Source organism: Pseudomonas sp. TE3644, assembly GCF_056278815.1.
Genome location: NZ_JBWBQF010000001.1, coordinates 2,485,658 through 2,507,748 on the forward strand (window position 1 = coordinate 2,485,658; position 22,091 = coordinate 2,507,748).

The 22,091-nt window shown below is 64.2% G+C and carries 23 protein-coding genes; 10 read left to right on the plus strand and 13 right to left on the minus strand.

The features are described from left to right. The first annotated feature begins 45 nt into the window (after window positions 1-45). The gene (locus ACZ9GA_RS10945) at window positions 46-987 is read left to right on the plus strand and encodes a LysR family transcriptional regulator (protein WP_455924034.1); all 942 of its coding nucleotides are present in this window, start codon (window positions 46-48) and stop codon (window positions 985-987) included. Between the two features lie 93 nt (window positions 988-1,080). Here ACZ9GA_RS10945 and ACZ9GA_RS10950 read toward each other — a convergent pair whose 3' ends face one another. Next, window positions 1,081-1,494, minus strand: a complete 414-nt coding sequence (locus tag ACZ9GA_RS10950) for a hypothetical protein (RefSeq protein ID WP_457362657.1) — start codon at window positions 1,492-1,494, stop codon at window positions 1,081-1,083. 72 nt (window positions 1,495-1,566) lie between these two features. On the opposite strand from ACZ9GA_RS10950, the gene ACZ9GA_RS10955 reads away from it, so the two are divergent. Both ACZ9GA_RS10955 and ACZ9GA_RS10960 read left to right on the plus strand, forming a co-directional pair. Further along, window positions 1,567-1,947 carry a MerR family transcriptional regulator gene (locus ACZ9GA_RS10955; protein ID WP_457362656.1) on the plus strand — a complete coding sequence of 127 codons (381 nt, stop codon included), beginning with the start codon at window positions 1,567-1,569 and terminating at the stop codon, window positions 1,945-1,947. Window positions 1,948-1,984: 37 nt separating this feature from the next. Beyond that, window positions 1,985-2,572 (plus strand): NUDIX domain-containing protein, encoded by a 588-nt coding sequence (locus ACZ9GA_RS10960; protein WP_457362655.1) that lies wholly within the window; start codon window positions 1,985-1,987, stop codon window positions 2,570-2,572. 172 nt (window positions 2,573-2,744) lie between these two features. Here ACZ9GA_RS10960 and ACZ9GA_RS10965 read toward each other — a convergent pair whose 3' ends face one another. The 4 genes from ACZ9GA_RS10965 to codB all read right to left on the minus strand — a co-directional run bounded on the left by ACZ9GA_RS10965 (window position 2,745) and on the right by codB (window position 8,019). Beyond that, a complete protein-coding gene (locus tag ACZ9GA_RS10965; RefSeq protein ID WP_457362654.1) occupies window positions 2,745-4,139 on the minus strand; it encodes an MFS transporter in 1,395 nt (464 codons plus the stop codon). Between the two features lie 168 nt (window positions 4,140-4,307). After that, window positions 4,308-5,543 (minus strand): cytosine deaminase, encoded by a 1,236-nt coding sequence (gene codA / locus ACZ9GA_RS10970; RefSeq protein ID WP_457362653.1) that lies wholly within the window; start codon window positions 5,541-5,543, stop codon window positions 4,308-4,310. Continuing rightward, window positions 5,540-6,763, minus strand: coding sequence for a PucR family transcriptional regulator (locus ACZ9GA_RS10975; RefSeq protein ID WP_457362652.1), 1,224 nt, complete (start codon window positions 6,761-6,763; stop codon window positions 5,540-5,542). Before ACZ9GA_RS10975 ends, codA begins: the two co-directional genes overlap by 4 nt. Then, window positions 6,760-8,019 carry a cytosine permease gene (codB, locus tag ACZ9GA_RS10980; RefSeq protein ID WP_457362651.1) on the minus strand — a complete coding sequence of 420 codons (1,260 nt, stop codon included), beginning with the start codon at window positions 8,017-8,019 and terminating at the stop codon, window positions 6,760-6,762. Before codB ends, ACZ9GA_RS10975 begins: the two co-directional genes overlap by 4 nt. A gap of 269 nt (window positions 8,020-8,288) precedes the next feature. On the opposite strand from codB, the gene ACZ9GA_RS10985 reads away from it, so the two are divergent. Continuing rightward, a complete protein-coding gene (locus ACZ9GA_RS10985; protein ID WP_457362650.1) occupies window positions 8,289-8,501 on the plus strand; it encodes a hypothetical protein in 213 nt (70 codons plus the stop codon). Window positions 8,502-8,602: 101 nt separating this feature from the next. On the opposite strand, the gene ACZ9GA_RS10990 is transcribed toward ACZ9GA_RS10985, so the two are convergent. The 3 genes from ACZ9GA_RS10990 to ACZ9GA_RS11000 all read right to left on the minus strand — a co-directional run bounded on the left by ACZ9GA_RS10990 (window position 8,603) and on the right by ACZ9GA_RS11000 (window position 10,268). Then, window positions 8,603-8,932, minus strand: coding sequence for a hypothetical protein (locus ACZ9GA_RS10990; RefSeq protein WP_457362649.1), 330 nt, complete (start codon window positions 8,930-8,932; stop codon window positions 8,603-8,605). A 508-nt stretch (window positions 8,933-9,440) separates the two neighbouring features. Further along, the gene (locus ACZ9GA_RS10995; RefSeq protein ID WP_457362648.1) at window positions 9,441-9,884 is read right to left on the minus strand and encodes a hypothetical protein; all 444 of its coding nucleotides are present in this window, start codon (window positions 9,882-9,884) and stop codon (window positions 9,441-9,443) included. A gap of 159 nt (window positions 9,885-10,043) precedes the next feature. Then, on the minus strand, window positions 10,044-10,268 hold the full coding sequence (locus tag ACZ9GA_RS11000) for a DUF6555 family protein (RefSeq protein ID WP_457362647.1): 225 nt from the start codon (window positions 10,266-10,268) through the stop codon (window positions 10,044-10,046). A gap of 170 nt (window positions 10,269-10,438) precedes the next feature. Between ACZ9GA_RS11000 and ACZ9GA_RS11005 the strand changes: the two genes are divergently transcribed. From ACZ9GA_RS11005 to ACZ9GA_RS11015, 3 genes are all read left to right on the plus strand, one after another. Beyond that, window positions 10,439-11,245, plus strand: a complete 807-nt coding sequence (locus ACZ9GA_RS11005) for a class I SAM-dependent methyltransferase (protein ID WP_457362646.1) — start codon at window positions 10,439-10,441, stop codon at window positions 11,243-11,245. Window positions 11,246-11,292: 47 nt separating this feature from the next. Next, window positions 11,293-12,486: a CaiB/BaiF CoA transferase family protein gene (locus ACZ9GA_RS11010; protein ID WP_457362645.1), complete on the plus strand. Its 1,194-nt coding sequence runs from the start codon at window positions 11,293-11,295 to the stop codon at window positions 12,484-12,486. A 360-nt stretch (window positions 12,487-12,846) separates the two neighbouring features. Continuing rightward, window positions 12,847-13,593: a hypothetical protein gene (locus ACZ9GA_RS11015; protein WP_457362644.1), complete on the plus strand. Its 747-nt coding sequence runs from the start codon at window positions 12,847-12,849 to the stop codon at window positions 13,591-13,593. A 14-nt stretch (window positions 13,594-13,607) separates the two neighbouring features. Here the strand turns inward: ACZ9GA_RS11015 and ACZ9GA_RS11020 are convergent, their stop codons facing one another. Beyond that, complete coding sequence (locus ACZ9GA_RS11020; RefSeq protein ID WP_027978028.1) at window positions 13,608-13,898, minus strand: YkgJ family cysteine cluster protein; 291 nt, start codon at window positions 13,896-13,898, stop codon at window positions 13,608-13,610. Window positions 13,899-14,098: 200 nt separating this feature from the next. Here ACZ9GA_RS11020 and ACZ9GA_RS11025 point away from each other — a divergent pair, with 200 nt between their 5' ends. After that, window positions 14,099-14,833: a hypothetical protein gene (locus tag ACZ9GA_RS11025; protein ID WP_457362643.1), complete on the plus strand. Its 735-nt coding sequence runs from the start codon at window positions 14,099-14,101 to the stop codon at window positions 14,831-14,833. A 104-nt stretch (window positions 14,834-14,937) separates the two neighbouring features. Here the strand turns inward: ACZ9GA_RS11025 and ACZ9GA_RS11030 are convergent, their stop codons facing one another. The 3 genes from ACZ9GA_RS11030 to ACZ9GA_RS11040 form a co-directional block, all read right to left on the minus strand. Continuing rightward, on the minus strand, window positions 14,938-15,420 hold the full coding sequence (locus tag ACZ9GA_RS11030) for a DUF2938 family protein (RefSeq protein WP_457362642.1): 483 nt from the start codon (window positions 15,418-15,420) through the stop codon (window positions 14,938-14,940). A 56-nt stretch (window positions 15,421-15,476) separates the two neighbouring features. Then, window positions 15,477-17,420, minus strand: coding sequence for a DNA topoisomerase III (locus ACZ9GA_RS11035; protein ID WP_457362641.1), 1,944 nt, complete (start codon window positions 17,418-17,420; stop codon window positions 15,477-15,479). 185 nt (window positions 17,421-17,605) lie between these two features. Beyond that, a complete protein-coding gene (locus ACZ9GA_RS11040) occupies window positions 17,606-18,196 on the minus strand; it encodes a TetR/AcrR family transcriptional regulator (protein WP_457362640.1) in 591 nt (196 codons plus the stop codon). A 117-nt stretch (window positions 18,197-18,313) separates the two neighbouring features. On the opposite strand from ACZ9GA_RS11040, the gene ACZ9GA_RS11045 reads away from it, so the two are divergent. Continuing rightward, complete coding sequence (locus ACZ9GA_RS11045; protein WP_457362639.1) at window positions 18,314-19,474, plus strand: MFS transporter; 1,161 nt, start codon at window positions 18,314-18,316, stop codon at window positions 19,472-19,474. Here the strand turns inward: ACZ9GA_RS11045 and ACZ9GA_RS11050 are convergent, their stop codons facing one another. Further along, complete coding sequence (locus ACZ9GA_RS11050) at window positions 19,475-20,536, minus strand: FUSC family protein (RefSeq protein ID WP_457362638.1); 1,062 nt, start codon at window positions 20,534-20,536, stop codon at window positions 19,475-19,477. 598 nt (window positions 20,537-21,134) lie between these two features. Here ACZ9GA_RS11050 and ACZ9GA_RS11055 point away from each other — a divergent pair. Next, complete coding sequence (locus tag ACZ9GA_RS11055; RefSeq protein ID WP_455922953.1) at window positions 21,135-22,040, plus strand: LysR family transcriptional regulator; 906 nt, start codon at window positions 21,135-21,137, stop codon at window positions 22,038-22,040. Window positions 22,041-22,091 lie beyond the last annotated feature (51 nt).

Genomic DNA, 22,091 nt, shown 5'->3' on the forward strand with positions numbered 1-22,091 from the left:
GTAATTAATTTTATAATCGACGTCCCTGCCAGCGGTGAAACGGCGATGAACATACTCCAGTACATGCGCGCCTTCGTCTGCGTGGCGCAAAGCGGCAGCTTTACTGTGGCGGCCGAACAGATGAACACCACCACCGCCAACCTGTCGCGCGCGGTATCCAACCTGGAAACCCACCTGCGCACGCGGCTGCTCAACCGCACCACCCGGCGCATCGCCATGACCGAGGCGGGCAAGCGCTATTACCACCGCTGCGAAAGCATCCTGGCCTCGGTGGCCGAAGCCGAAGCCGAGGCGGAAGCCACCCAGGACTACGCCGCCGGCAGCCTCAAGGTGCATGCCATGGCGGGTATCGGCATGCATTACGTGATCGAGGCCATGGCCGAGTACCGCGAGCGTTTTCCCGAGGTCAGCTTCGACCTGCACCTGAGTAACCGCGTGCCGGACCTGATCGAGGACGGTTTCGATGTGTCCATCGTGCTGGCGGCGCAGTTGCCGGATTCGGGCTACATCTCCCAGCGGCTGGGCGCCATCTACAGCGTGCTGTGCGCCGCGCCGCGCTACCTGGCACGACGGGGCGCACCGCTGACGCCGGCGGAGCTTGAGCACCATGATTGCCTGTTGATGAGCAGTGTTGCGTACCCGGACAACCGCTGGCAGTTCGAAGGGCCCGACGGGCCGGTGGTGGCGGCATTGCGCGCGTCACCGTTCCAGGTCAATGCCATCGACGCCATGCGCGTGGCGATCCGCAGCGGCATGGGCATTGGCGTGCTGCCCAGTTATTCGGCCATCGACGGGCTGCGCAGTGGCGAGTTGGTGCGGGTGTTGCCGGGGTATCGGTTGCAGCGGCTCAACCTGTACGCGATCTACCCGTCGCGGCTGTATCTGGACGCGAAGATCCGCACCTGGGTGGAGCACCTGCGGGCGTCGTTGCCGCAGGCGCTGGCTGAAGAGGAGAGCGACCTCAATGCGCAGGTGGCGCAGCCCTGACAGCCTGTAGCCGCTGCCGCCAGGCTGCGCTGGCACCTGAGTACGCTGAAAATCTGCAGTGTGGGATAGGGCCAGCGCAGCCTGCGGCAGCGGCTACAGGGGTGCTGTGGGACCGCGCCGCAGCAACGGCGCCAACTGCCACACCCCGAACACCACCTCCATCACGGTAAACGCCAGTATCACCGGGCTCGCCCCCTGCACCACCGCCACGATCTGCCACAGCGCAAACAGCCCCCGCGCCGCGCCGTCATAGGCGCCATGCTCAACCCGCGTGCGCCGCAAGCGCAGCACCGCCCACACCACCACCACGCTGCCCAGCAGGTTGGCCAGCAGCATATGCGCCGGGTCCAGCAGCGGCGCAGGCTTTCCCAGCCCCAAGGCTTCGGACAATTGGCCCAATTGATCAAACAGCCAGGCCATGGTCCACGGCGTCATGAAGGCGCCGGTGGCGAACAGGTCATACCAGGCACTGGCGCGCACCCGGCGCAGGTAACGAGGGGTATCCATTGCGACATACTTCCATAGTGATAGGATCGCCAGGCTAAACCCTGGTGCCAGGTCCAGGGTCAAGGGGGCAGGATGAAAATAGGGCAAGTGGCCAAGGCGGCCGGGGTCAGTTGCGATGCGCTGCGCTTTTACGAGGAGCGCGGGCTGATTCGCGCCACGCGCAGCGCCAACGGTTATCGGCACTACCACCCGGACACGGTGCAGTTGGTGCAGTACATCCGCACCGCGCAGCAGTTGGGCTTCAGCCTGGCCGAGGTGGGCGAGAATCTGCCCAGCCTGTGGCAGGTCAATGATGAGCCGGTGGAGCGCCTGGCCGCGGTGTTCGCGCAGAAACTGGCGGCCATCGACGAACGCATTGCCCAGTTGCAGGGCCTGCGTGCGGCGCTGAGCGCTCGGGCGCAGGCGGTCTGCCCGTTGGCACCGGTGCTTGACGCGACGGCGGAGCGCGGGTGACCCTGCGCCTTTGCCGTTTCACTCTCAAGGATCTTTCATGGCTGACAGCCCCGTACGCATCACGGGCAAGGTACTGCTCTCGGACAACTGGTACCTGCTGAACAAATACACCTTCGACCTGCGCCGCCGCGACGGCAGCTGGCAAACCCAGACCCGCGAGGTCTATGACCGCGGCAACGGCGCTACCATCCTGTTGTACAACCTGGCCAAGCGCACTGTGGTGCTGATCCGCCAGTTCCGCCTGCCCACCTTCCTCAACGGCACCGACGGCTACCTGATCGAGACCGCCGCAGGCCTGCTGGACAACGCCAGCCCCGAGGAGCGCATCCGTCTGGAAGTGGAAGAAGAGACCGGCTACCGGGTCAAGGCCATCGAGAAGATCTACGAGGCCTTCATGAGCCCTGGCGCGGTGACCGAGCGCATCCATTTCTTCATCGGTGAGTATGAAGAGCAGGACCGCATCAGCGATGGCGGCGGCCTGGAAGGCGAGGGCGAGGACATCGAGGTGCTGGAACTGGGCTTTGACGAGGCCCTGGCCATGGTCAGCAATGGCCAGATCAACGACGGCAAGACCATCATGCTGCTGCAGTATCTGGAACTGCGGCTGATGCCTGGCCGCCGCTGAATCGACGTCGCCGCAGCTGCCCTGTAGCAGCTGCCGAAGGCGGCGTCTGGTGCACGCGGTGCGCAAGGTATAACGCGGCGTCTGTGACGCGGCCTGGCGGCCGCTGCTACAGGGGTGGGGTCGCTCCGTCCGTGGTAGGAGCCGGCCTTGGCCGCGATGCAGGCGACGCGGCTCAGCCCTGCAACACCTGCTCACCCGCCCGCCGCGGCAGTTTCACCGCGTCCACCAACGCAATCAGCCCCAGCACCGCGATGCCCAGGAAGGCCACGCGGAAGTCGCTGGGCTGGGCCTGGGCCGCATGGCCCTGGACGCTCATGGACACGCGCAGTAACAGCGCCGCGGCGGCCACGCCCACGCCCATGCCCAACTGGAAAAACATGCTGAACAGGGTCGATGCCTCGCTCATGCGGTCCTTGGGCACGTCGGCAAAGCCGATGGAGTTGTAGCAGGTGAACTGCATCGAGCGTGACAACCCGCCAATGAACAGCACCAGCACCACCAGCGGCCACGGGGTGTCGGCGCTGAACAGTGCACAGGCGGCAATCGACGCCACGCCGATCAGGCCATTGACCAGCAGCACCCGGCGGAAGCCGTAACGGCGCATGGTGGCGGTGGTGAAGGGTTTCATCGCCAGGTTGCCGGCGAACACGGCCAACACCAGGCTACCGGCGTACACCGGCGAGAAACCGAAACCCACCTGGAACAGCAGCGGCAGCAGGAACGGCAAAGCGCTGATCGCCACGCGAAACAGCGAGCCGCCGAAAATGCTGACGCGAAAAGTATCGATGGCCACCGGGCCCAGGGGCAACAGCGGCGTGGGGTGACGGCGGCAGTGCCGGATCGCCAGCACCGCCAGCACGGCGCCCACCACCAGCAGGCCGAAACCGGTGCTCATGTGTTCCGCGCCGCCCAGCCATTCCAGGCCCAGCATGGACGCCGCGCAGGCGCCGGCCAGCAGCAGAAACCCGACGCTGTCGAACGGCCGATTGTGCTCGGCCGTGCCCTTGGGCACCAGCCATAGGGCGCAGGCCAGGGCGATCAGGCCCAGGGGCAGGTTGACGTAGAAAATCCAGGGCCAGGAGGCGTGGGTGACGATCAGGCCACCGAGTGGCGGGCCAAGGATCGGCGCCACCAGGCCGGGCCAGGTGATCACTGCGATCATCTTTACCAGATCTTTTTTCTCGGTGGTGCGCAACACCGCCAGGCGCCCCACGGGCACCATCATCGCGCCGCCGATGCCTTGTAGCACGCGCGCGGCCACGAAGCTTTCCAGGCTCTGGCTCAGGCCGCACCACAGCGAGGCCAGGGTGAACAGGCTGATGGCGCAGGAAAACACCCGGCGGGTGCCGAAGCGATCGGCCACCCAGCCCGACAGCGGGATGAAAATCGCCACCGCCAGCAGGTAGGCGCTGATGCCGATGTTAAGGTCCACCGGGGCTTTGCCGAACTGTCGGGCGATTTCCGGCAGGGCGGTGCTGATGACCGTGGCGTCGAGGTTCTCCATGAAGAACGTCACGGCCACCAGCAGAGCGATCCAGGTGGCGGGCGTGGTGCGGGTAGCGGGCACGGGCGGGTTTCCTTGTGTGGCCGAGTGGCGGACTACCGCATTCTGCCTTTTGGGAAACGTTTTGTAACAGCAAAATTCTCTGTAGCCGCTGCCGCCAGGCTGCGCTGGCCGGTATGAACCCTGAAGATCTGCGGTGAGGCGAAGGGCCAGCGCAGCCTTCGGCAGCGGCTACGCGAATTCCACGCGCTCTGGAATTCGCGTCATCAACACCTTGCCCCCGCGAATCGACACCCGCGCCTTGGCCTGGCGCCTTACCGCCTCATAATCACTCTCGGCATCCATGATCACCAGGTTCGCCGGCCGCCCCACTTCGATCCCGTAACGCTCACCCAGGTTAAGCGTGCGCGCACTATTATCCGTCACCAGATCCAGGCTGCGGGCCAAGTCCTCGAACCCCATCATGTGGCAGATATGCAACCCCGCATCCAGCACCCGCAGGATGTTGCCGTTGCCCAGCGGGTACCACGGGTCCTTGATCGAATCCTGGCCAAAGCACACGTTCATGCCCGCACGATCAATCTCGGCCACGCGGGTCACGCCACGGCGTTTCGGGAAGGTGTCGAAGCGCCCTTGCAGGTGAATGCTCTCGGTAGGGCAGGAGACAAAATTGATCCCCGAGCGCTTGAGCAGGCGGAACAATTTGGAGCAGTAGGCATTGTCGTACGAGCCCATGGCCGTGGTATGGCTGGCAGTGACGCGGCTGCCCATGCCCCGTACCCGGGCCTCTTCGGCCAGCACTTCGAGAAAGCGCGAGTTGGGGTCGTCGGTCTCGTCGCAGTGCACGTCCACCAGGCAGCCGGTGCGCTCGGCCAGGTCCATGAGGAACTTGATCGAGCTGACGCCCTGCTCGCGGGTGTTCTCGAAGTGCGGAATGCCGCCCACCACATCGGCGCCCATCTCGATGGCCTGTTCCATCAGGGCGCGGCCGTTGTCGAACGACTCGATGCCTTCCTGGGGGAACGCGACGATCTGCAGGTCGATCAGGTGCCGGGCTTCTTCACGCACCTCCAGCATGGCCTTGAGCGCGCCCAGGGTGGGGTCGGTGACGTCGATGTGGGTGCGCACGTGCTGGATGCCGTGCTCGGCCAGCATGCGGATGGTGGTGTGGGCGCGCTGCTTGGTGTCTTCGTGGGTGATGGTTTCCTTGCGCTGGCCCCAGCGTTCGATGCCCTCGAACAGCGTGCCGCTCATGTTCCATTCCGGGTCGCCGGCGGTAAGGGTGGCGTCCAGATGGATGTGCGGCTCCACCAGTGGCGCGATCAGCAGTTGGCCACAGGCGTCGATGTCATCGCCGACGGCGGGTTGGGTGTCGGCTTGAAGGGTGATGGCGGTGATGCGCTCGCCTTGCCAGCTCACGGTGAACAGGCCTTGGCGTTTGCGCAGGGTAGCGTTGATGATGTTCATGGGCGGTCCTGTAACTGGGCCTCGGCCATGCGCCATACCAGCAGCGCCACCGAAGCGTTCATGCGAAAAAGGGGATCATCGAGCGACTGCTCGCTGAGTTGTTCGATACGTTGCACGCGCTGGTTCAGGGTGTTGCGGTGGATGCCCAGGCGCTGGGCGGCCTTGAGGCCGTTGCCGTTTTCCTGAAGCAGTGCATCCAGGGTGTGCAGCAGGGTTTGCGGTTGTTTGCGGCCGGTCTCCTGCAGCGGCCCGAGGGTCTGGCGCACGAAGGTGTCGATCACCCGGCGGTCGGGGATAGCCTGCAGCAGGCGCAGCACGCCCAGCTCGTTGAAGTCGCACAGGCCGTGGGCGGGGCGCAGGTGCTCGGCCACTTCCAGCGCCTGGCGCGCCTCGCCCAAGGCCTGGCGGTACTGGCTGGGGTCATGGACCACGGCGGACAGGCCCATGAATAGCGACATCGGTGCGCTCATGCCCAGCAGGTCGCGGTACAGCGGCGCCAGCTGGCTGCGCGGGTCGCCGTCGCCACTGAGCAGCAGCACCAGCAGCTCGCCCTGAATCACCAGTGGCAGTGGCAGCGGACGCTCGCGGTTCCAGGCGTCCAGCTGGTCTTCCAGGGCCTGGCGGCTTTGCTGCAACTGGCGCTCGGCATCAGTGGGCGACTGTTGCTCGAACAGCGCCGCCTGGTTGCACAGGCGCATCACCAATACCCGCCGGGGGCCGTTCAGGGGCAGTTGCAGATGCGCGGCGCGCTGGCGGACGATGGCGATGCTGGGGTAGTCACCGGCCAACAGCTGGCCGAGGATGTCGTGACGGGAACGGCGCACCTGGGCCATTTGCACCAGCGACGTACCGATCAGGTGGGTGACGATGACCATCTTCAGCGCGTAAGGCTGCTCAATCAACGGCAGCCCCAGTTCCTCGGCCAGCGCCACCACCGAGGCGGGGATGCGCTGGATGAAGGCATCGCCGGTAAGGATCACCAGGCCGGCGATGGCGCAGCGGTCGCCCTCGCGCACCAGGCGCAGCAGGTCGGCTTCATCGCGGGCCAGGTTGATGCCGGTAACGAACACCAGTTCGCCGCCCATTACCCAGTCGGCAATGCCGTCGTTTTCCGCCACGTACGACCAGCGCACGCTGCGATGGCACTGACGGGCGCCAGCGCGCAAGGTCATGTCTTCCAGGCCTGGCAGGGCCAGGATCTGTTCCACAGTCAGACTCATAGGTTCTCTTGCAGTTGGTTGCGGCGCTGACCGCTCAGTTGCAGCAGCACCAGGTAGCACGCGGCCGAGGCGCCGATGCCCACCAGCGGGGCGATCCACGGCGAACTGTAGGCCGCCACCGCGCCCACGGCGTAGGCGCCCAGACCGATCAGGTTATAGCGCGGCAGGCGCGCGTCGGCCAGCAAGGGGTACTGGCCGCGATGGCGGCACCAGTAATCGGCCATGATCACCCCGCCAATGGGCGGAATGATCGAGCCCAGCAGAATCAGGAACGGAATCAGCATTTCATACATGCCACCGATGGCCAGTACCACACCCACGGCGGCGGCGATCAGGGTCATGGTGCGCCGGCGTTCGCTGCGCACCAGGTGGCAGGCGGCGGCCGAGACGTTGTAGATGGTCGGGCCCTGAATGGTCCACAGGTTCAGGCACAGCATCACCACGGCGGCGAACGACAGGCCCTGCAGCATCATCACTTCGACGATATCGGCCTGTTGATAGACGATGGCGCACCAGGCGCCGGCGACGATCATCAGGCCGTTGCCCACCAGAAAGCTGAGCACACTGGCAATCACCGCAACGCGGCCACTGCGCGCCAGGCGCGTCCAGTTGGTGGCCTGGGTGGCGCCGCTGGCGAAGGTGCCGAACACCATGGTGATGGCCGCCGAGACGCTCATGCTTTCATGGGGCAGCACGGCGCTCAGGCCCTGCCAGCCGCCGATGGTGCGGGTGGCAATGACCATCGACACCACCAGCAGGATGAACATCAACGGCACCGAAATGCGCGACAGCACGTCCAGGCCCTTGTAACCCACCAGGGCGGTGAGGCAGAAGCCGAAACCGAACAGCACCATCAGCGGCGTGGTCAGCCCTTGGCTCAGGTCCAGCAGTTTCACCAGCACGATGGCCACCGTAGCGGTGCCCCAGGCGTACCAGCCCAGCTCGGCAAAACCCAGCAAAAAGTCGGACAGGCGACTGCCCGCTTCGCCGAAACAGAAGCGGCCCATCAGCACGGTGTTCAGGCCGCTGCGCGAGGCAATCAGGGCCAGGGCGGCGGCGTACAGGGCCAGCAGGCTGTTGCCGATGAAGGCGATCCACAGCATGTCGCTGACCCCGAAGGCCATGCCCAGTTTGCCGCCGGCAAACATGGTGCCGGTGAAGAAGGTGAAACTGAACAGCACCATTGCAATGGACAGCAGGCCCTTGCGGCCCTGTCGTGGGGCTTCGCTCAAGGCAAACTCGCTGGTTGAACTCATTATCAGGCTCCGCAGGCGGTCGTGGTGGGGACGGGCCTTGGCAGAGCAAGTAGCGGGCCAGCGCGCTTGGCGCGGCAAACAGGGCAGGGGGACCGGAGTGGAGTGTTCACAGTGCACAGTATTATCGGTGTTATGGCTTTTATGCTGTGCATCGTGCCTCAAAATGCGGCGTATATGCACCTTTTTGGTAATACGCCATAGCCTTCCTTACGGCGCTGGCCGTGGTAACGTGTGGCCATCAGCGAAAACAAGAAAAAGGGACATCGCGCATGAATGGACAGGAAAAATCGCAACCACCCCGTGGGGCCAGACCGTTTCTGGGGGCAGGTATCTTCCTGCTGACGTTGCAGGTGCTATGCAGTCTGTGCGAGCGCCATCACTGGGGATTGGCGGTGGTGGGGGCGTTGCTGGTGACGGGCATCTGGGGCTACAGCGAGTGGCAAACGGTGCGCCAGCAAAGCACCCAAGGCTGGCAGGCGTAACGCGGTCCGTAGCCGCTGCCGAAGGCTGCGCTGGGCCGTGTGCACACCGGAATCTCCAGGGTTCACACCGGCCAGCGCAGCCTGGCGGCAGCGGCTACAGTTTAGCAGTACTGGTCGATAACCTTGACGTCATGCGCCTGCCGCGCCTGTGGCCATTCGTCTTCCAGGGTATGCAGCACCCGGCCAATGAACTCCCGGTCGGCCGCCGCCTTGCGACCGATGTACCCCTGGCCGCGGCGGTAGGTGCGCAGACGCGCCCGCATGGTCGGTTTGCTTTGCTCGAATTCCGCTTCGCCTGCGTGGCGCGCCATCCCATCGATATGAACTTCGCCCGATTCGCAGACCCACAGGATGTGGTTGTCCAGCGTGTCTTTGCGCGATGCGAACAATTGAGCCAGTTCTTCAATGGTAGGTTGATTGTTCAAGTTCATATGTAAGTCCCCTCAACTGTTATTTCGTCTTGTCGGTGATGAGTTCAAACATGGCCCCCAATCGGCCAATACACTGCGCTGCAAGGCAAACGCCGGTTGCAGATGGCCAGGGATGGGATGTGTGTAGCGTTGATGGAAGCCCACTACAGCAGGGAGGAAGGCGCGACGGATCTGGAACTTCACGGGTGACGGCACTGCAGTCAGCCACAAGTATCATGAGATCGTCTTGCCAGCCTGGTCACCCGATACGGGCAACCTGCCGGTTAGCTTTCATCAATCTGCCTTGTGGGCAGTACACATCACGCAACCAAACGACGGCTTGTCGAGTGGCTTTGAAACCCTTGCCTTGGCTCCCGATCGGGGAGACAGCTTCACTATGCAAGGCGCTGAACGGCGCGTCAACATCTTTTGTAGTGATTTTTTACGGGCACTACATAGTGATTGGCGGCGTGCCGTGTTCATCGGGGTTTGGGGCAAAAGACGGACTGGTTGGCTGAAAAATGACTCGTTAGTCAGCGGGTTGCGGGGCTTTTTCGGGGGCGGGCGGTGCGATGTGGTAGGGCGCGGTGTCGGTGATTTGCACGGACTTGCCGAGCTGGAACGCTGCAAGCATGATGTTGGTCAGCGTCGCGTTGAACGAGGCTACGCCGAGGACGATCGCGATGGTGGCGGTGACGGCGGTGACCAGGATGGTGGTGCGCAGGGAGCTGAAACCGGCGCGCATTTCCACGGCGAGGTCGCCCATTTGGGTGGACATGGCGTCGAGGCGTTTATCGCGTAATTCCTGGCCTTCGTAGAAGCGGCGATCCCGTTCAGCTTGTACGATCATGAAATTATCGATCCGTGCGCTGGTGGCGTCGAACTTTGCGTTGATGGCTTCCAGCCGCGCGTCCATTCGGGTCTCGATGGTTTCAATTTTTGCGTCGAATACGTCACGTGTCACAAACGTCATGAGCCTTTTCCTTGCCGCCTTTGTTGTTGAATGCCCCCACTATACGGCCTCAAACCCGAGAGTCCAGCACCGAACCCCGCCACTTTGTAACTGCCCGTGAGGTCCTTCAGACCCCATGTAAGCCAGAACTTTTTCCCTCGTAAGAGCAGTCCTACAACCTCAGTCCAGCCTCAACCACCGCACATCACTCAGCCCTGCCTCTCGCGCCCTTGCACACAGCATTCCCTGGCCATCGCCCTCGTCCTGAAGCGCCGGGCTGGTGCCTGAGTGCAGCGAGGCGTAATACCAGGCATCGGCGTCGGTCATCACCGTGTCGCGTTGCTCGAAATGGCAAGGACGACCGTGGAGCCGGTAGTGGATGTGAAAACGGTGCAAGCTGTGCATGGCGATAAAACTCCCTGTGTCGGGGCTCAGACATAAGGGCAAAAGGCCAGTTCCCTGGTTTTGGATACATTTCCTCATGATGTGGGTTTGACGCGGCCTGGCGGCCGCTGCTACAAAAACAGCCCTGCAGCCGCTGCCGCAGCCTGCGCTGGCCCACATGGAACATTGTCATGACGACACTTACCCCCGCCCACATGATCGCCAGCAACAAGGAGGCCTGGGACCAGTCCGCCCAGTACCACCGTCAGTCGCCAGCTTGGCAACGCCTGGCCACCCACATCGGTCGCGCCGATTTCTCCTGCCTGGACGCCACCCTCACGCACTGCCTTACAGAGGCCTGCGTGCAAGGGCAGGACGTCATCCAACTGGGCTGCAATAACGGCCGCGAAGTGTTCTCGCTGTTCGCCCTGGGCGCCCGCCGTGGGGTAGGCGTCGACCAATCCAGCGCTTTCCTGCAGCAGGCTCGGGAACTGAACGAGTGCTCGCCACACCCGGCCGAATTCGTCGAAGCCGATATCCATCATCTGCCATCCGCCCTTGAGGGCGCATTCGACGTGGCCGTGATCACCATCGGCGTGCTCAACTGGATGCCCGATCTGAACGCTTTCATGCGCTGCGTGGCCAGTACCCTGCGCCCCGGTGGCCGGCTGGTGATTTACGAAACCCATCCCTTCCTGGAGATGTTCGACCCCGAGGGCGCGGACCCCTTTACCCCAACCGACTCGTATTTCTGTGAGGCGCCACATGTGAACGATACGGCCATCATCTACGAAGGCGAGGCCTCGGCCACTGGCGCGCCGTCCTATTGGCACATCCATACTCTGAGTGACATTTTTACCAGTCTCATCGCCGCCGGCCTGCGCATCAACCAGTTCAAGGAGTTCGCCCACTCCAACCGCGAGGAAGTCTACGATCGCTACGAGCAGCAGGCAGCGCAGTTGCCGATGTGCTACACCTTGACGGCTGTCCGTGCCTGATCCGGGCCCGCGTCAGCCCGGCATTCAAACAACAAGAGGCCACCCCCATGCCCGGTCCGCTGCAGGGTATCAAGGTCCTGGAAATCGGCACGCTGATCGCCGCCCCCTTTGCCGCCCGGCTGATGGCCGAGTTCGGCGCCCAGGTCATCAAGGTCGAGTCCATGGGGCAAGGCGACCCGTTACGCAAATGGCGCAAGCTGCACGAAGGCACGTCCCTGTGGTGGTACCTGCAATCGCGCAACAAACAGTCCCTGGCCCTGAACCTCAAGTCGCCCCAGGGCATCGACATCATCAAACGGTTAGCCGGCGACACCGACGTTATCATCGAAAACCTGCGCCCCGGCGCCCTGGAAAAGCTGGGCCTGGGCTGGGACGTGTTGCATGAGCTGAACCCGAAACTGACGCTGGTGCGCATTTCCGGCTACGGCCAGACCGGTCCCTACCGTGACCGGCCCGGTTTCGGCGCCATCGGCGAGGCAATGGGTGGCATCCGCTACACCACCGGCAGCCCCGATTCGCCACCGGCCCGCGTCGGCGTCAGCCTGGGGGACTCGCTGGCCTCGATGCACGCCGTCATGGGCGCGCTGATGTCGCTGCTGCGCGTCAAGACCGGGCAAGGCGATGGCCAGATCGTCGATGTATCGCTGGTGGAAAGCGTGTTCAACGTGATGGAAAGCCTGGTGCCTGAGTACGATCACCTGGGCCATGTACGTGAACGCAGCGGTGGCGCGCTGCCGGGCATTGCCCCGTCCAACACCTATCCCTCGGCGGACGGCGCATTCGTGGTCATCGCCGGCAACAGCGATCCCATTTTCAAGCGCCTGATGAGCGCCATTGGCCGCGATGACCTGGGTCAGCGGCCCGAGTTTGCCCACAACGACGGCCGTGCGGCGCAAAGCGGGCTTTTGGACCAGGCCATCAGCGATTGGAGCTCGCGCCACAGCGTGGAGCACATCCTCGCTGCGCTGGAGGCGGCTGATGTGCCGGCCGGGCGAATCTATTCAGTGGCCGATATCGTCAACGACCCGCACTACCAGGCCCGCGACATGCTGCTGTCGGCGCAATTGCCAGGCGGTACGCAGGTGAAGATGCCTGGCATCGTGCCCAAACTGTCGGAAACGCCCGGTGAGGTGCGCTGGCAAGGCCCGGCACTGGGTGCCCATACCGATAGCGTGCTGCAGGGCTTGGGGTTGGACGAAGCGCAGATCCGCCGGTTGCGCGAAGCGGGGGTAGTGCAGTGATTGATAACGTATGATTTCGGGGTGTCGGTTTTTTGGCTCTGTTCGTTCCATGGGTGAGTCACATCGTCCAAGTCGACGACTGGTATGGAAAAATGTACGAAAGTACTAAGTGCAATTGAGAACCGCTGCTAACCTCATCTGAGTCCCGATTTGCGTGCCCGCCGTTAGAGCGGCCGTCTGAAGTGCGGGGCACCCCGACAGTGCATCGCCGTGGGTGTACCGACACCGCCGACGCATTGTCATGCGGACGCCTGTCTTGTCGAACCTGCCTGCCTGCTGCCCATCTGGGCGGCACGCGGCTGGCCGCGTGGGCAGTCGCCCACCGCCTTGGGTCACCACTCACATTGGGGAGAGATGGGCATGCAGTACGAAAGTTTCAGTGATGAACAGATCAAGGCGCTGACCGCCTCGATCGATCAACAGGGTTACGCCGTGCTACCCAACTGGGCCAGCGCGGCAGAACTTCAAGAAGTACAGGCGCTGGTCAAGCGCGAGGTAGCCCAGGCCGGCAACCACTACGTGGCGCTGTCAGGGCCTCAGGCGGTGGCCGGCTCGCTGCTGTACGACTGGGGGCGCTCGCCGGTGTTTCTCGACCTGTGCCGACGCATCGTCACCCAGGCCACGGGCCGCGGGGCCAATGACGACGGGCTCTACCAGGTGCTGCGCTGCCTGGTGGGTGATAGCGGGCGGCGCGAATCGATGATCTTCCACTACGACTCGTTCGTGCTGACCACCATCCTGCCGGTATGCATGCCTGAGGGGAACAAGGGCGACCTGTTGATGCTGCCCAGCAAGCGTCCCCTGCGTGGCACCTACGCCATGAACCTGATCGACAAGCTGAAGATCGACAACCGCTGGTCCCAGCGCAATCTGGTCAAGGCCTACGAACGCGGCAGTGACCGTTTCACGCAAATTGCCATGGAGCCGGGCAACATGTACCTGTTCTGGGGGTACCGGTCGCTGCACACCAACCTGCCAGCCGACCCCAATGGCATCCGCGCCACGGCGGTGTTCCATTACGACAATCTGCATGGGGACAGCTCGCTGGCCGGGCGCATTCGCTCCTCGCTGGCGCTGGTCAAACCGCGACGTCGGGCGATGGTGTGAGCGAGGCGGGGCGGTCAGGGGACCAGGCGCTCTTCCAGGCAGTCGCTGCCGCCCATTTCGAATTCGCGACAAATCAGCGGGCGCAGACGGTAGATGCTGCAGCTCATGGTGCGGCGGTCCAGCGCTGCGCACCAGCCGTCGTCCAGGCGTGCCATGGTCTGCGAGCCCCAGTCATCGGTTTCGATGAAGCGTTCGGGCACCCCGGTGTCGGTGATCAGCATCACTTCCAGGCGGCAGCATTTGGCTGCGCAGGTGTCGCAGGTGACGGCGGGATCGGGGTCCGGCAACGCGTGCAGCGTGATCAAGGGCGTGGTCCTGGGTGGGCATGAGCGCAGAGGGTACCGGGTCTGCGGCCATTCACAAAGCGGTGCCAGTGACAGTGGCGTGAATCCCGACCAGTTGCGCAACTGCCCGGCGGATCGCACTTTTTGCCGTTTTGCCCCTCTATACATCGCCTCGCCTGCGGCATCGCCGTGGTTTTTCCCCCTCCCAGGCCCCCAATTGCATGCTTGTCGTATTACCCAGAATGTTGCGCCTGCCGCTGTATGCCCTGACGTTGATGCTGGCGCTGCAAGGTTGCAGCCGCCAGACAGGTCAGGACATCGCCACCCAGATCAGCAACGGCAAACCTGACGAATTTTTCCAGACCAGCGTCGATCGCATGGCCACCCTGGCCATGCACGACAACCTGCAAAGCCTCTACCTGTTGATGAACAAGCTGTACCTGCGCAACCCTGCGCAGTGGAAGCGCTCCGGCTTCCTCGACGCCGCCACCGCCGAGCGCCAGGTGCGTCAGGCCATTGAACAGCAACAGCCTTTGCCGCAATTGGGCGGGCGCAAGGACCTGGCAGCGCTGAGCTACGCCATGAGCCCGGAGTTTCTGGGTGATCGCGTGGGGGCGTTTATCTACGCCATCGGCAGCATGCTGGTGACGGCCCATGGCAACCGGCTGACGTTCTACATGACCGATACGTTGAACCCCACATTCATCAACAACGCGGCGCGCAACATCGAAAAGGCCACCTGGTTGCTCAGCCAGCGCCAGGACGCCCAGGGCGAGCCGTTGCTGTTTTCCAACGCGATTTCGGAGGAGGGCAGTAACCTGAGCTTTGCCACTGAGTTTGGCAAGATAGTGGCGCGCCTGGATCTGGTGGCGCAAATGCTGGATGAGCGATATAGACGTATTGGTCTGAATTACGCGCAGAGCCTGCTGTTCCTGAATTTCCTGCCGGTGCAGTAGCCCAGCCTGTAGCCGCTGCCGCCAGGCTGCGCTGGCCGGTATGAACCCCGGAGATGTCCAGCGAGGCGCAGGGCCAGCGCAGCCTTCGGCAGCGGCTACGGGTGTTACGCCAGCAAACGGGCCGTGCCGTACAGACCGATGGCGAACACGATATGGCCGATCACATTGAGCATGCGCGCCAGCGCAGGCTTGGGTGCGCCGGAGCAGGCGATGCCCACGCCCATGCCCGGCTGCAGGATGAACCAGCCGGCTCCCACGGTGACCAGCCCGACGATCAAGGCCGGGGCGAAGGTAGGCTGCACGGCCCAGCCCAGGCCCCAGATCAGCAACAGCGCGGCAGCGAAGACGCTGCCCGTCACGTAATGCATCAGCCAGCCAATGGCCAGTTCGCCATCCACCGGCGCGGACTTGGCAATCCCGTTTCGATGCACGAACTGCCCCCGCGGCAGCCCTGCAAACCAGCGCCCTACAAAATGCCACGCCGGAATTGGCAAGCCGAACACCTTGTTCAGCAGCAGGTTCCACAGGTCGAGCAGCGCCGTGGCACCCACGCCAAACACAATCGACAGGGCAATGAAATCAAACATCGAAGTATCCTTTCCGTAGGTTCAGTGGCGCCAGACGATATCAGCTTTGCCTGAGTTCAGGTGGCCGCCGCCTTGGGTTTGCGCGCACGCGGGGTGCTGCTTTTGCGGGCTGCAGGCTTGCGCTTCTTCTTCCACGGCGCCCCCCGGCCCGGTGGGCTGGCAGGGCCGCTGATGGTCAGGCTCAGGCCAGCGCAGCGCTCCACCTGACGGCTCATCCAGGCCGATTGTTTGGCCACGAACTCCTCCAGGCTCATCTCGCCGCTCTGCACCATGTCCAGCGCCTGTTCCCAGATGGCCGTGGTGCCGGGGTCGGCAATGGCGCGCGGCACGGCGTCGATCAGGCTGAAGGCGGCGGGCGTGGCGTTGAGGGCCTTGCCGTTCTTGGTCAGGTAACCGCGGTCGATCAGGCCCTGGATGATGCCGGCGCGGGTGGCTTCGGTGCCGATGCCGGTGGTGTCCTTGAGTTTCTGCTTCAGGCGCGGATCGTCCACCAGCTTGGCGACGTTCTTCATGGCCTTGATCAGGTCGCCTTCGGTGAAGGGCTTGGGTGGCTGGGTCCAGAGGTCCTTGAGCTTTACATCGCCGACCTCGTAGGGCTGACCTTCCTGCAGCGCAGGCAAGGCTTGCGGCGCCGGGGCTTCCCGGCCCTTGGCCGGTGTCAGGGCTTCGGGCAATGCGCGGCGCCAGCCAGGTTCGACAATGCGTTTGCCCACGGCGCGCAGGCGTTGGCCGGCGCAATCGAAATCGGCCTGGGTGCGATCATATTCGTGGTTGGGCAGGAACTGCGCCAGGTAACGGGCGCGGATCAGGGTGTAGACCGCCCGTTGTTTACCGGCCAGGCGGCCCAGGTCGGTGCCGGCGGCGGTGGGGATGATGCCATGGTGGGCGCTGACCTTGGCGTCGTTCCAGGCCCGCGAGCGGCGGCTGGGGTCGATGTGCTTCATCAGCTCGGCCAGGGCCGGGTCGGCGCGGCCCAGGGCGGCGATGATCGCCGGTGCCTCGCTGTGCTGGCTATTGGGCAGGTAGCCGCAGTCGCTGCGTGGGTAGGTGATGACCTTGTACTGCTCATACAGCGCCTGGGCGATGTCCAGGGTTTCCTGGGCGCCGAGGCCCAGCTTCTTGGAGCAGACCTCTTGCAGGGTGCCCAGGTCGAAGGGCAACGGCGCTGCTTCGCGCATGCGCTCGGTGCGCAGCTTCACCAACTGTGCGCTGCCGGCGTCCTGGATGGCCTGGGCGGCGGACTGGGCCAGTGCTTGATTCAGGCAGCGGCCTTGATCGTCACACACGTCCTCAGGCGGGCACCATTGTGCGGTGAAGGGCAGGCCGCGCGGGTCCAGCTGCACGTCGATGGCCCAGAACGGCGCCGGCACGAACGCCGCGATGCTGCGATCGCGGTCCACTACCAGGCGCAGCGTCGGCGTCTGCACTCGGCCCACCGGCAGTACGCCCTGGTAGCCGGACTGGCGACCCAGCAAGGTAAACAGGCGGCTCATGTTCATGCCGATCAGCCAGTCCGCCCGCGAGCGGCCCAGGGCCGAATGGTAGAGGCTGAAGGTCTCGGCCCCCGGTTTGAGCGCGGCCAGGGCCTTGCGGATGGAGGCGTCGTCGAGCGCCGACAGCCACAGGCGCTGCACCGGGCCGCGGTAGCGGCAATGCTCCAGCAACTCGCGGGCGATCATCTCGCCCTCGCGGTCGGCGTCGGTGGCGATCACCAACTCCCTGGCTTCGCCCAGCAGGCGCTTGACCGCCTTGAACTGGCTGGCGGTCTTGGGCTTGACCAGCATCTTCCATTTTTCCGGCACGATGGGCAGGTCGGCCAGCACCCAGCGCTTGTAACGCTCGTCGTAGGCATCCGGCGGTGCGGTTTCCAGCAGGTGGCCGATGCACCAAGTCACGGTCACGTCCGTGCCCACCCAGCAGCCGTCCCCACGCCGGTTGGCGCCGAGCACCTTGGCGATATCCTTGGCCTGGGAGGGTTTTTCGCAGAGGTAGAGGCGCATGGCCGTGGTCAGTCTTCAATGGCACAACGAAGCCCATAGAATGAGCAAAACCGCCGCGAGGCGCAAGCAAAACCTGTATCGATATACAGTACGGGCCTGTAGCCGCTGCCGCAGGCTGCGCTGGCCCGCGTGAACCCGGAAAATCTCCAGCGTGGATGAGGGCCAGCGCAGCCTGGCGGCAGCGGCTACGGGCGTGGAGCCAGCTGCAAGCCCTCACACAGCAACACCGCACACCCGCGTGCGTTTGCCCGGCGTTGCTCGGCGCTCACCGGCTCGCGGGCCATCTGGTCGACCATGCCGACAAAACATTTGCCGATCATCTGCGCAGGCACATCACGGCGGAACAGCCCGATCTGCTGCTCCTTGGCGATGTTGTTGCCAATCCAGGTCGCCATACCCGCCTTGGTCTTGGTGCACCCTGGTGGCTGAAAGAAGCCGATCTGCGTCAGGTCCGGGTCCTGCGCCAGAAAATCGAAAAAGCGCAGAAAACTGGTAGCCACGCTGTCCACCAGTTCATCCGCATCCAGCGAGGTCTTGATCAGCATGGTGCTGATCAACGCCTCCAGACGCCGGCGAAATTCACCCACCAGTTCCTCGTACGCCGCTTCCTTGCTCTCGAAGTAGCTATAGAAGGTGGGCTGGGTCAGGCCGCTGGCCTTGACGATGTCGCTGACCTTGGTCTCGTGAAAGCCGCGTCGGGCAAATTCGGCCGCAGCAGCGCGGCGCAGGCGAGCATGGGTCTGCTCGCCTTTGGTAAGAGGAAGCTGGGTAGGCATGACGGCAATACTGCGCTCAGGGAAATTTTACTTGTGAGTAATCTTACTCACGAGTAGCCTTTTCAGGCAAATGCTACTCACGAGTAAGTTTTACCCCTGCGACCTGGAGGTCCACCCATGAAGCTGATCCTGTTTGCCCTGGCCCTGGCGGCGTTCGCCATCGGCACCACCGAGTTCGCGCCCATGGGCCTGTTGCCGGTGATCGCCGATGGTGTCCAAGTGTCGATCCCCACCGCCGGCCTGCTGATCAGCGCCTACGCCATTGGCGTGATGGTGGGTGCGCCGCTGATGACCCTGCTGCTGGCACCGGCCCGGCGCAAGAGCGCGCTGTTGGGCCTGATGGCGATCTTTACCGTCGGCAACCTGTTCTCGGCCGTGGCGCCGGGCTACGACACGCTGCTGCTGTCGCGGGTGTTCACCAGCCTGGCCCATGGCGCCTTCTTCGGCATCGGCTCGGTGGTGGCGGCCAGCCTGGTGCCGGCCGACAAGCGTGCCGGTGCCGTGGCCACCATGTTCATGGGCCTGACCATCGCCAACATCGGCGGGGTCCCGGCGGCCACCTGGCTGGGGCAGACCATCGGCTGGCGCATGGCGTTCGCCGCCACGGCCGGCCTGGGCGCGGTAGCGATGCTGGCGCTGGCCTGCTGGTTGCCCAAGGGTGAAAGCGGTCGCACGCCCGATGTGCGCGCCGAACTGCGTGTGCTGGTGCGCGGACCTGTGCTGCGGGCGTTGCTGACCACGGTGATGGGCGCGGGCGCCATGTTCACGCTCTACACCTACGTGGCCGCCATTCTGCAGAACCTGCTCCACGCCACACCGACCTTTGTCACCTTGATGCTGGTGATGATTGGCATCGGTTTCACGCTGGGCAATTACATCAGCGGCAAGCTGGCGGATCGTTCATTGGAAGGCACATTGGCCGGTTTCCTGCTGTTGCTGGCCGTGCTGATGCTCGGCATCCCCGAGCTGCTGCAAGGCCAGACCAGCGCCACGCTGCTGATGCTGGCGTGGGGCACGGCAAGCTTCGCGGTGATCCCGCCGTTGCAGATGCGCGTGATGCAGGCGGCCCACGATGCGCCGGGGCTGGCCTCGTCGGTGAACATCGGTGCGTTCAACCTGGGCAACGGCCTGGGCGCGGCCGTCGGGGGAGGGGTGCTGACACTGGGCCTGGGCTACGCCTGGATCGCCCCTGCCGGTGGCGTGCTGGCCCTGCTGGGCCTGGTGCTGGTGGCCTACGGTCGCTACGCCGCGCCCGAAGGCGCCGCGCAGTCGGCCTGATTACAGGTTCCAGCGTCGGGACGTCTTGTCCAGGCGCTGGCGCAGGCCTTCCAGGGTGGTCGCGAGTTGCAGCGTCAGCAGGCGGAAACCCTGGGCGTCCTGGCTGTCGGGTACTTGAGCGTGCTCGATCTCCACGCCGCGCTCGACTTTGCGCGCCAGGCGATCCGTGGCGCCGGTTTCCAGGGCGCGGGCCATGGCGATCAACTGACGGTTGATCTGCCGATGCTCGGGGTGCAGCCAGTCGTGCCAATCGCTGTGCTCACGCGGGCGCAGGTTCGACAGCAGTTCCAGGGTGCTCAGGCACAGCCGGAACTGGCCCTGAATCACCTCAAGCTCGGTCAGCGGGATGCGTACCTCCTTGGACACCGACGGCATCAGCGAACGCAACTGCACCATGATCGCGTTGAGTTGCGCGGCCAGTTTCAGGTGCTCGTCATCGGTCACCGAATGCCCGTTGAGAATGCGCCCATAGGCCTTGGCGCAACCGCGCAAGCCCTTGGCCAGGCTGAACCGCCAGGAGTACACCGCGTACAGCGGGATGGCGAACGAAAACGCCAAGGCCAGGACAATGCCGATCAGAATGTCCACCAGCCGCCACAGCCCGTCGCTGATGGGGTTGTCGCCGTGCCCCGCGACAATAAACACCGTGATCGCCGACAGCAGCGCGATATAGCCGCCCTTGCCGATGGCGTGATAGGCAAAGAACCCGCACACCGTCGACATGGCCACGTAGGTGAACCACTGTTGATGCAGGTAATCCTGCTGCACCACCAACAGCAGCCCGATGGCCGCGCCGATCAACGTCCCGTAGGCCCGCTCCAGCGACTTGCGACCGATATTGCCCTGATGCTGCAGGCCGCCGATCACGATCAGCAGCGTCACCGACGCCCATTCGCCATGGGGCAGATTGAGCCCGGTGGTCAGCAGGATCGACGCCAGCAAGCCCACGGCCACGCGGCCGGCGTGGATGTAGCGGGCGTAGAGGTAGCGGCGGTGCGGATCGAGGAGGGGGCGTAGCAGGTGGCGCAGAATGGGTAAGCGGGAGATGCGCAGTGCCTTCATGGGTGAACCGGGGGTGGGGGCGAGGGTGGGGCAATTGTATCAAGGATGGGATGGGTTGGGGGGCGCGGTTGCGCCGCTCCCTCGCCTGGCCACCAAAGGCTAAGACCTCGGTCCATCAGGCCATGGTGCGTTGCAACCAATGTGGGACCGGGTTTACCCGGGAAGCGCCGCGCGGGCGGCGCTCGATCTTAAGAGCGCCGGAAAACCATCGGCTGGCACCCGCCAGCCATGATGCGATCCCGTAGCCGCTGCCGCCAGGCTGCGCTGGCCGGTGTGAACCCTGAAGACCTCCAGTGGGGCAGAAGGCCAGCGCAGCCTTCGGCAGCGGCTACGGGGTTGGCGGCGTCTGGTGGAGGTGCATGTCTTGGGGCTTTGGGGTGTTCTTGAGACCGCGCGCCGCCCGCGCGGCGCTTCCCGGGTAGAACCCGGTCCCACATTGGTTGCAACGTGCCATGGCCTGATGGACCGAGGTTTTAGCCTTGTTTGTTCGGCATGGGATTGATGAGGGTGTAGCGCGGCCCTGAGACCATTGCCCCCCTACGCCTTTGGTACTATGCTTTTCCCACATCATGTCCCCTCTCTACCATGTGCGGCCCGAATGAAAATTGATGATATCGATGCCTTTGTCGCGGTAATCCGTTGCCAGTCGATCAGCCATGCCGCCGAGTCGTTGCAGTTGACCCAGCCCGCCATCACCCGCCGGGTACAGAACTTCGAGCAGGCGCTGGGGGTGGAGTTGTTCGACCGCAACACCAAGCCGCTCAAGCCCACGCTGATCGGCCATCAGGTGTACGAACAGTGCCGCACCATCCTGCGCGAGATGGACGCGCTGCGTGAGCTGGTGGCCAGCGATGCACCGCCCACCGGCGTGTTGCGCCTGGGCGTGCCGCAGACCATCGGCGACGTGGTGCTGCTCGACGCCCTCAAGCACCTGCGCCAGCAATACCCGGCCCTGCGCGCCCAGGTAGCCACCGGTTGGGGCAGCCACCTGGTGGGTAAGATCGAGAAGGGCGAGCTGGACGCCGCCGCCGCGCTGTTCCCGGCTGGCAAGATTTTCCCCGACAACATCATTGGCGAGTCCATCGGCAAGATGGAGCTGGTGGTGGTCTGCGCCCGCGACCGGGTGCCCAAGCGGCCTTGCAAGCTGGCCGACGTGTATGACGGCGGCTGGATCCTCAACCCCGACGGCTGCGGTTTCCGCGCCGGCCTGCAGCGCACCCTGTCCGACCAGGGCCTGGGCTTGAAGATCAACCTGGAAACCTTCGGCACCGAGTTGCAACTGGGCCTGGTGGCCGAAGGCATGGGCCTGGGTCTGGTGCCCCGCGACCTGCTGGAGCGCAGCGCCCATCGCGACCTGCTGGCCGTGGTGCCGCTCAAGGACTTTAAACCGGTGATGGACCTGTGGCTGATCTTCCCGCGTTTCCTTGGCAACCTGCAGGGCCCGGTGCAGGCGTTTGGCGAGCTGGCGGCACGTTCCCTGAAGAAAGCCCGCGACGCCGCCTGACAACATAAAAAAATATGATAATTAGCTTAGAATAAAATGTGATTTTTAAAT

Coding starts and splice junctions, on each gene's coding strand:
- ACZ9GA_RS11025 (WP_457362643.1), top strand. CDS start 14,099: ATGCTTGTCGTATTACCCAGAATGTTGCGCCTGCCGCTGTATGCCCTG.
- ACZ9GA_RS11000 (WP_457362647.1), bottom strand. CDS start 10,268: ATGCACAGCTTGCACCGTTTTCACATCCACTACCGGCTCCACGGTCGT.
- ACZ9GA_RS10975 (WP_457362652.1), bottom strand. CDS start 6,763: ATGAGTCTGACTGTGGAACAGATCCTGGCCCTGCCAGGCCTGGAAGAC.
- ACZ9GA_RS10945 (WP_455924034.1), top strand. CDS start 46: ATGAACATACTCCAGTACATGCGCGCCTTCGTCTGCGTGGCGCAAAGC.
- ACZ9GA_RS11055 (WP_455922953.1), top strand. CDS start 21,135: ATGAAAATTGATGATATCGATGCCTTTGTCGCGGTAATCCGTTGCCAG.
- codB (WP_457362651.1), bottom strand. CDS start 8,019: ATGAGTTCAACCAGCGAGTTTGCCTTGAGCGAAGCCCCACGACAGGGC.
- ACZ9GA_RS10950 (WP_457362657.1), bottom strand. CDS start 1,494: ATGGATACCCCTCGTTACCTGCGCCGGGTGCGCGCCAGTGCCTGGTAT.
- ACZ9GA_RS11015 (WP_457362644.1), top strand. CDS start 12,847: ATGCAGTACGAAAGTTTCAGTGATGAACAGATCAAGGCGCTGACCGCC.
- ACZ9GA_RS10960 (WP_457362655.1), top strand. CDS start 1,985: ATGGCTGACAGCCCCGTACGCATCACGGGCAAGGTACTGCTCTCGGAC.
- ACZ9GA_RS11050 (WP_457362638.1), bottom strand. CDS start 20,536: ATGAAGGCACTGCGCATCTCCCGCTTACCCATTCTGCGCCACCTGCTA.
- ACZ9GA_RS11010 (WP_457362645.1), top strand. CDS start 11,293: ATGCCCGGTCCGCTGCAGGGTATCAAGGTCCTGGAAATCGGCACGCTG.
- codA (WP_457362653.1), bottom strand. CDS start 5,543: ATGAACATCATCAACGCTACCCTGCGCAAACGCCAAGGCCTGTTCACC.
- ACZ9GA_RS11040 (WP_457362640.1), bottom strand. CDS start 18,196: ATGCCTACCCAGCTTCCTCTTACCAAAGGCGAGCAGACCCATGCTCGC.
- ACZ9GA_RS10985 (WP_457362650.1), top strand. CDS start 8,289: ATGAATGGACAGGAAAAATCGCAACCACCCCGTGGGGCCAGACCGTTT.
- ACZ9GA_RS11005 (WP_457362646.1), top strand. CDS start 10,439: ATGACGACACTTACCCCCGCCCACATGATCGCCAGCAACAAGGAGGCC.
- ACZ9GA_RS11045 (WP_457362639.1), top strand. CDS start 18,314: ATGAAGCTGATCCTGTTTGCCCTGGCCCTGGCGGCGTTCGCCATCGGC.
- ACZ9GA_RS10990 (WP_457362649.1), bottom strand. CDS start 8,932: ATGAACTTGAACAATCAACCTACCATTGAAGAACTGGCTCAATTGTTC.
- ACZ9GA_RS11030 (WP_457362642.1), bottom strand. CDS start 15,420: ATGTTTGATTTCATTGCCCTGTCGATTGTGTTTGGCGTGGGTGCCACG.
- ACZ9GA_RS11035 (WP_457362641.1), bottom strand. CDS start 17,420: ATGCGCCTCTACCTCTGCGAAAAACCCTCCCAGGCCAAGGATATCGCC.
- ACZ9GA_RS10995 (WP_457362648.1), bottom strand. CDS start 9,884: ATGACGTTTGTGACACGTGACGTATTCGACGCAAAAATTGAAACCATC.
- ACZ9GA_RS10955 (WP_457362656.1), top strand. CDS start 1,567: ATGAAAATAGGGCAAGTGGCCAAGGCGGCCGGGGTCAGTTGCGATGCG.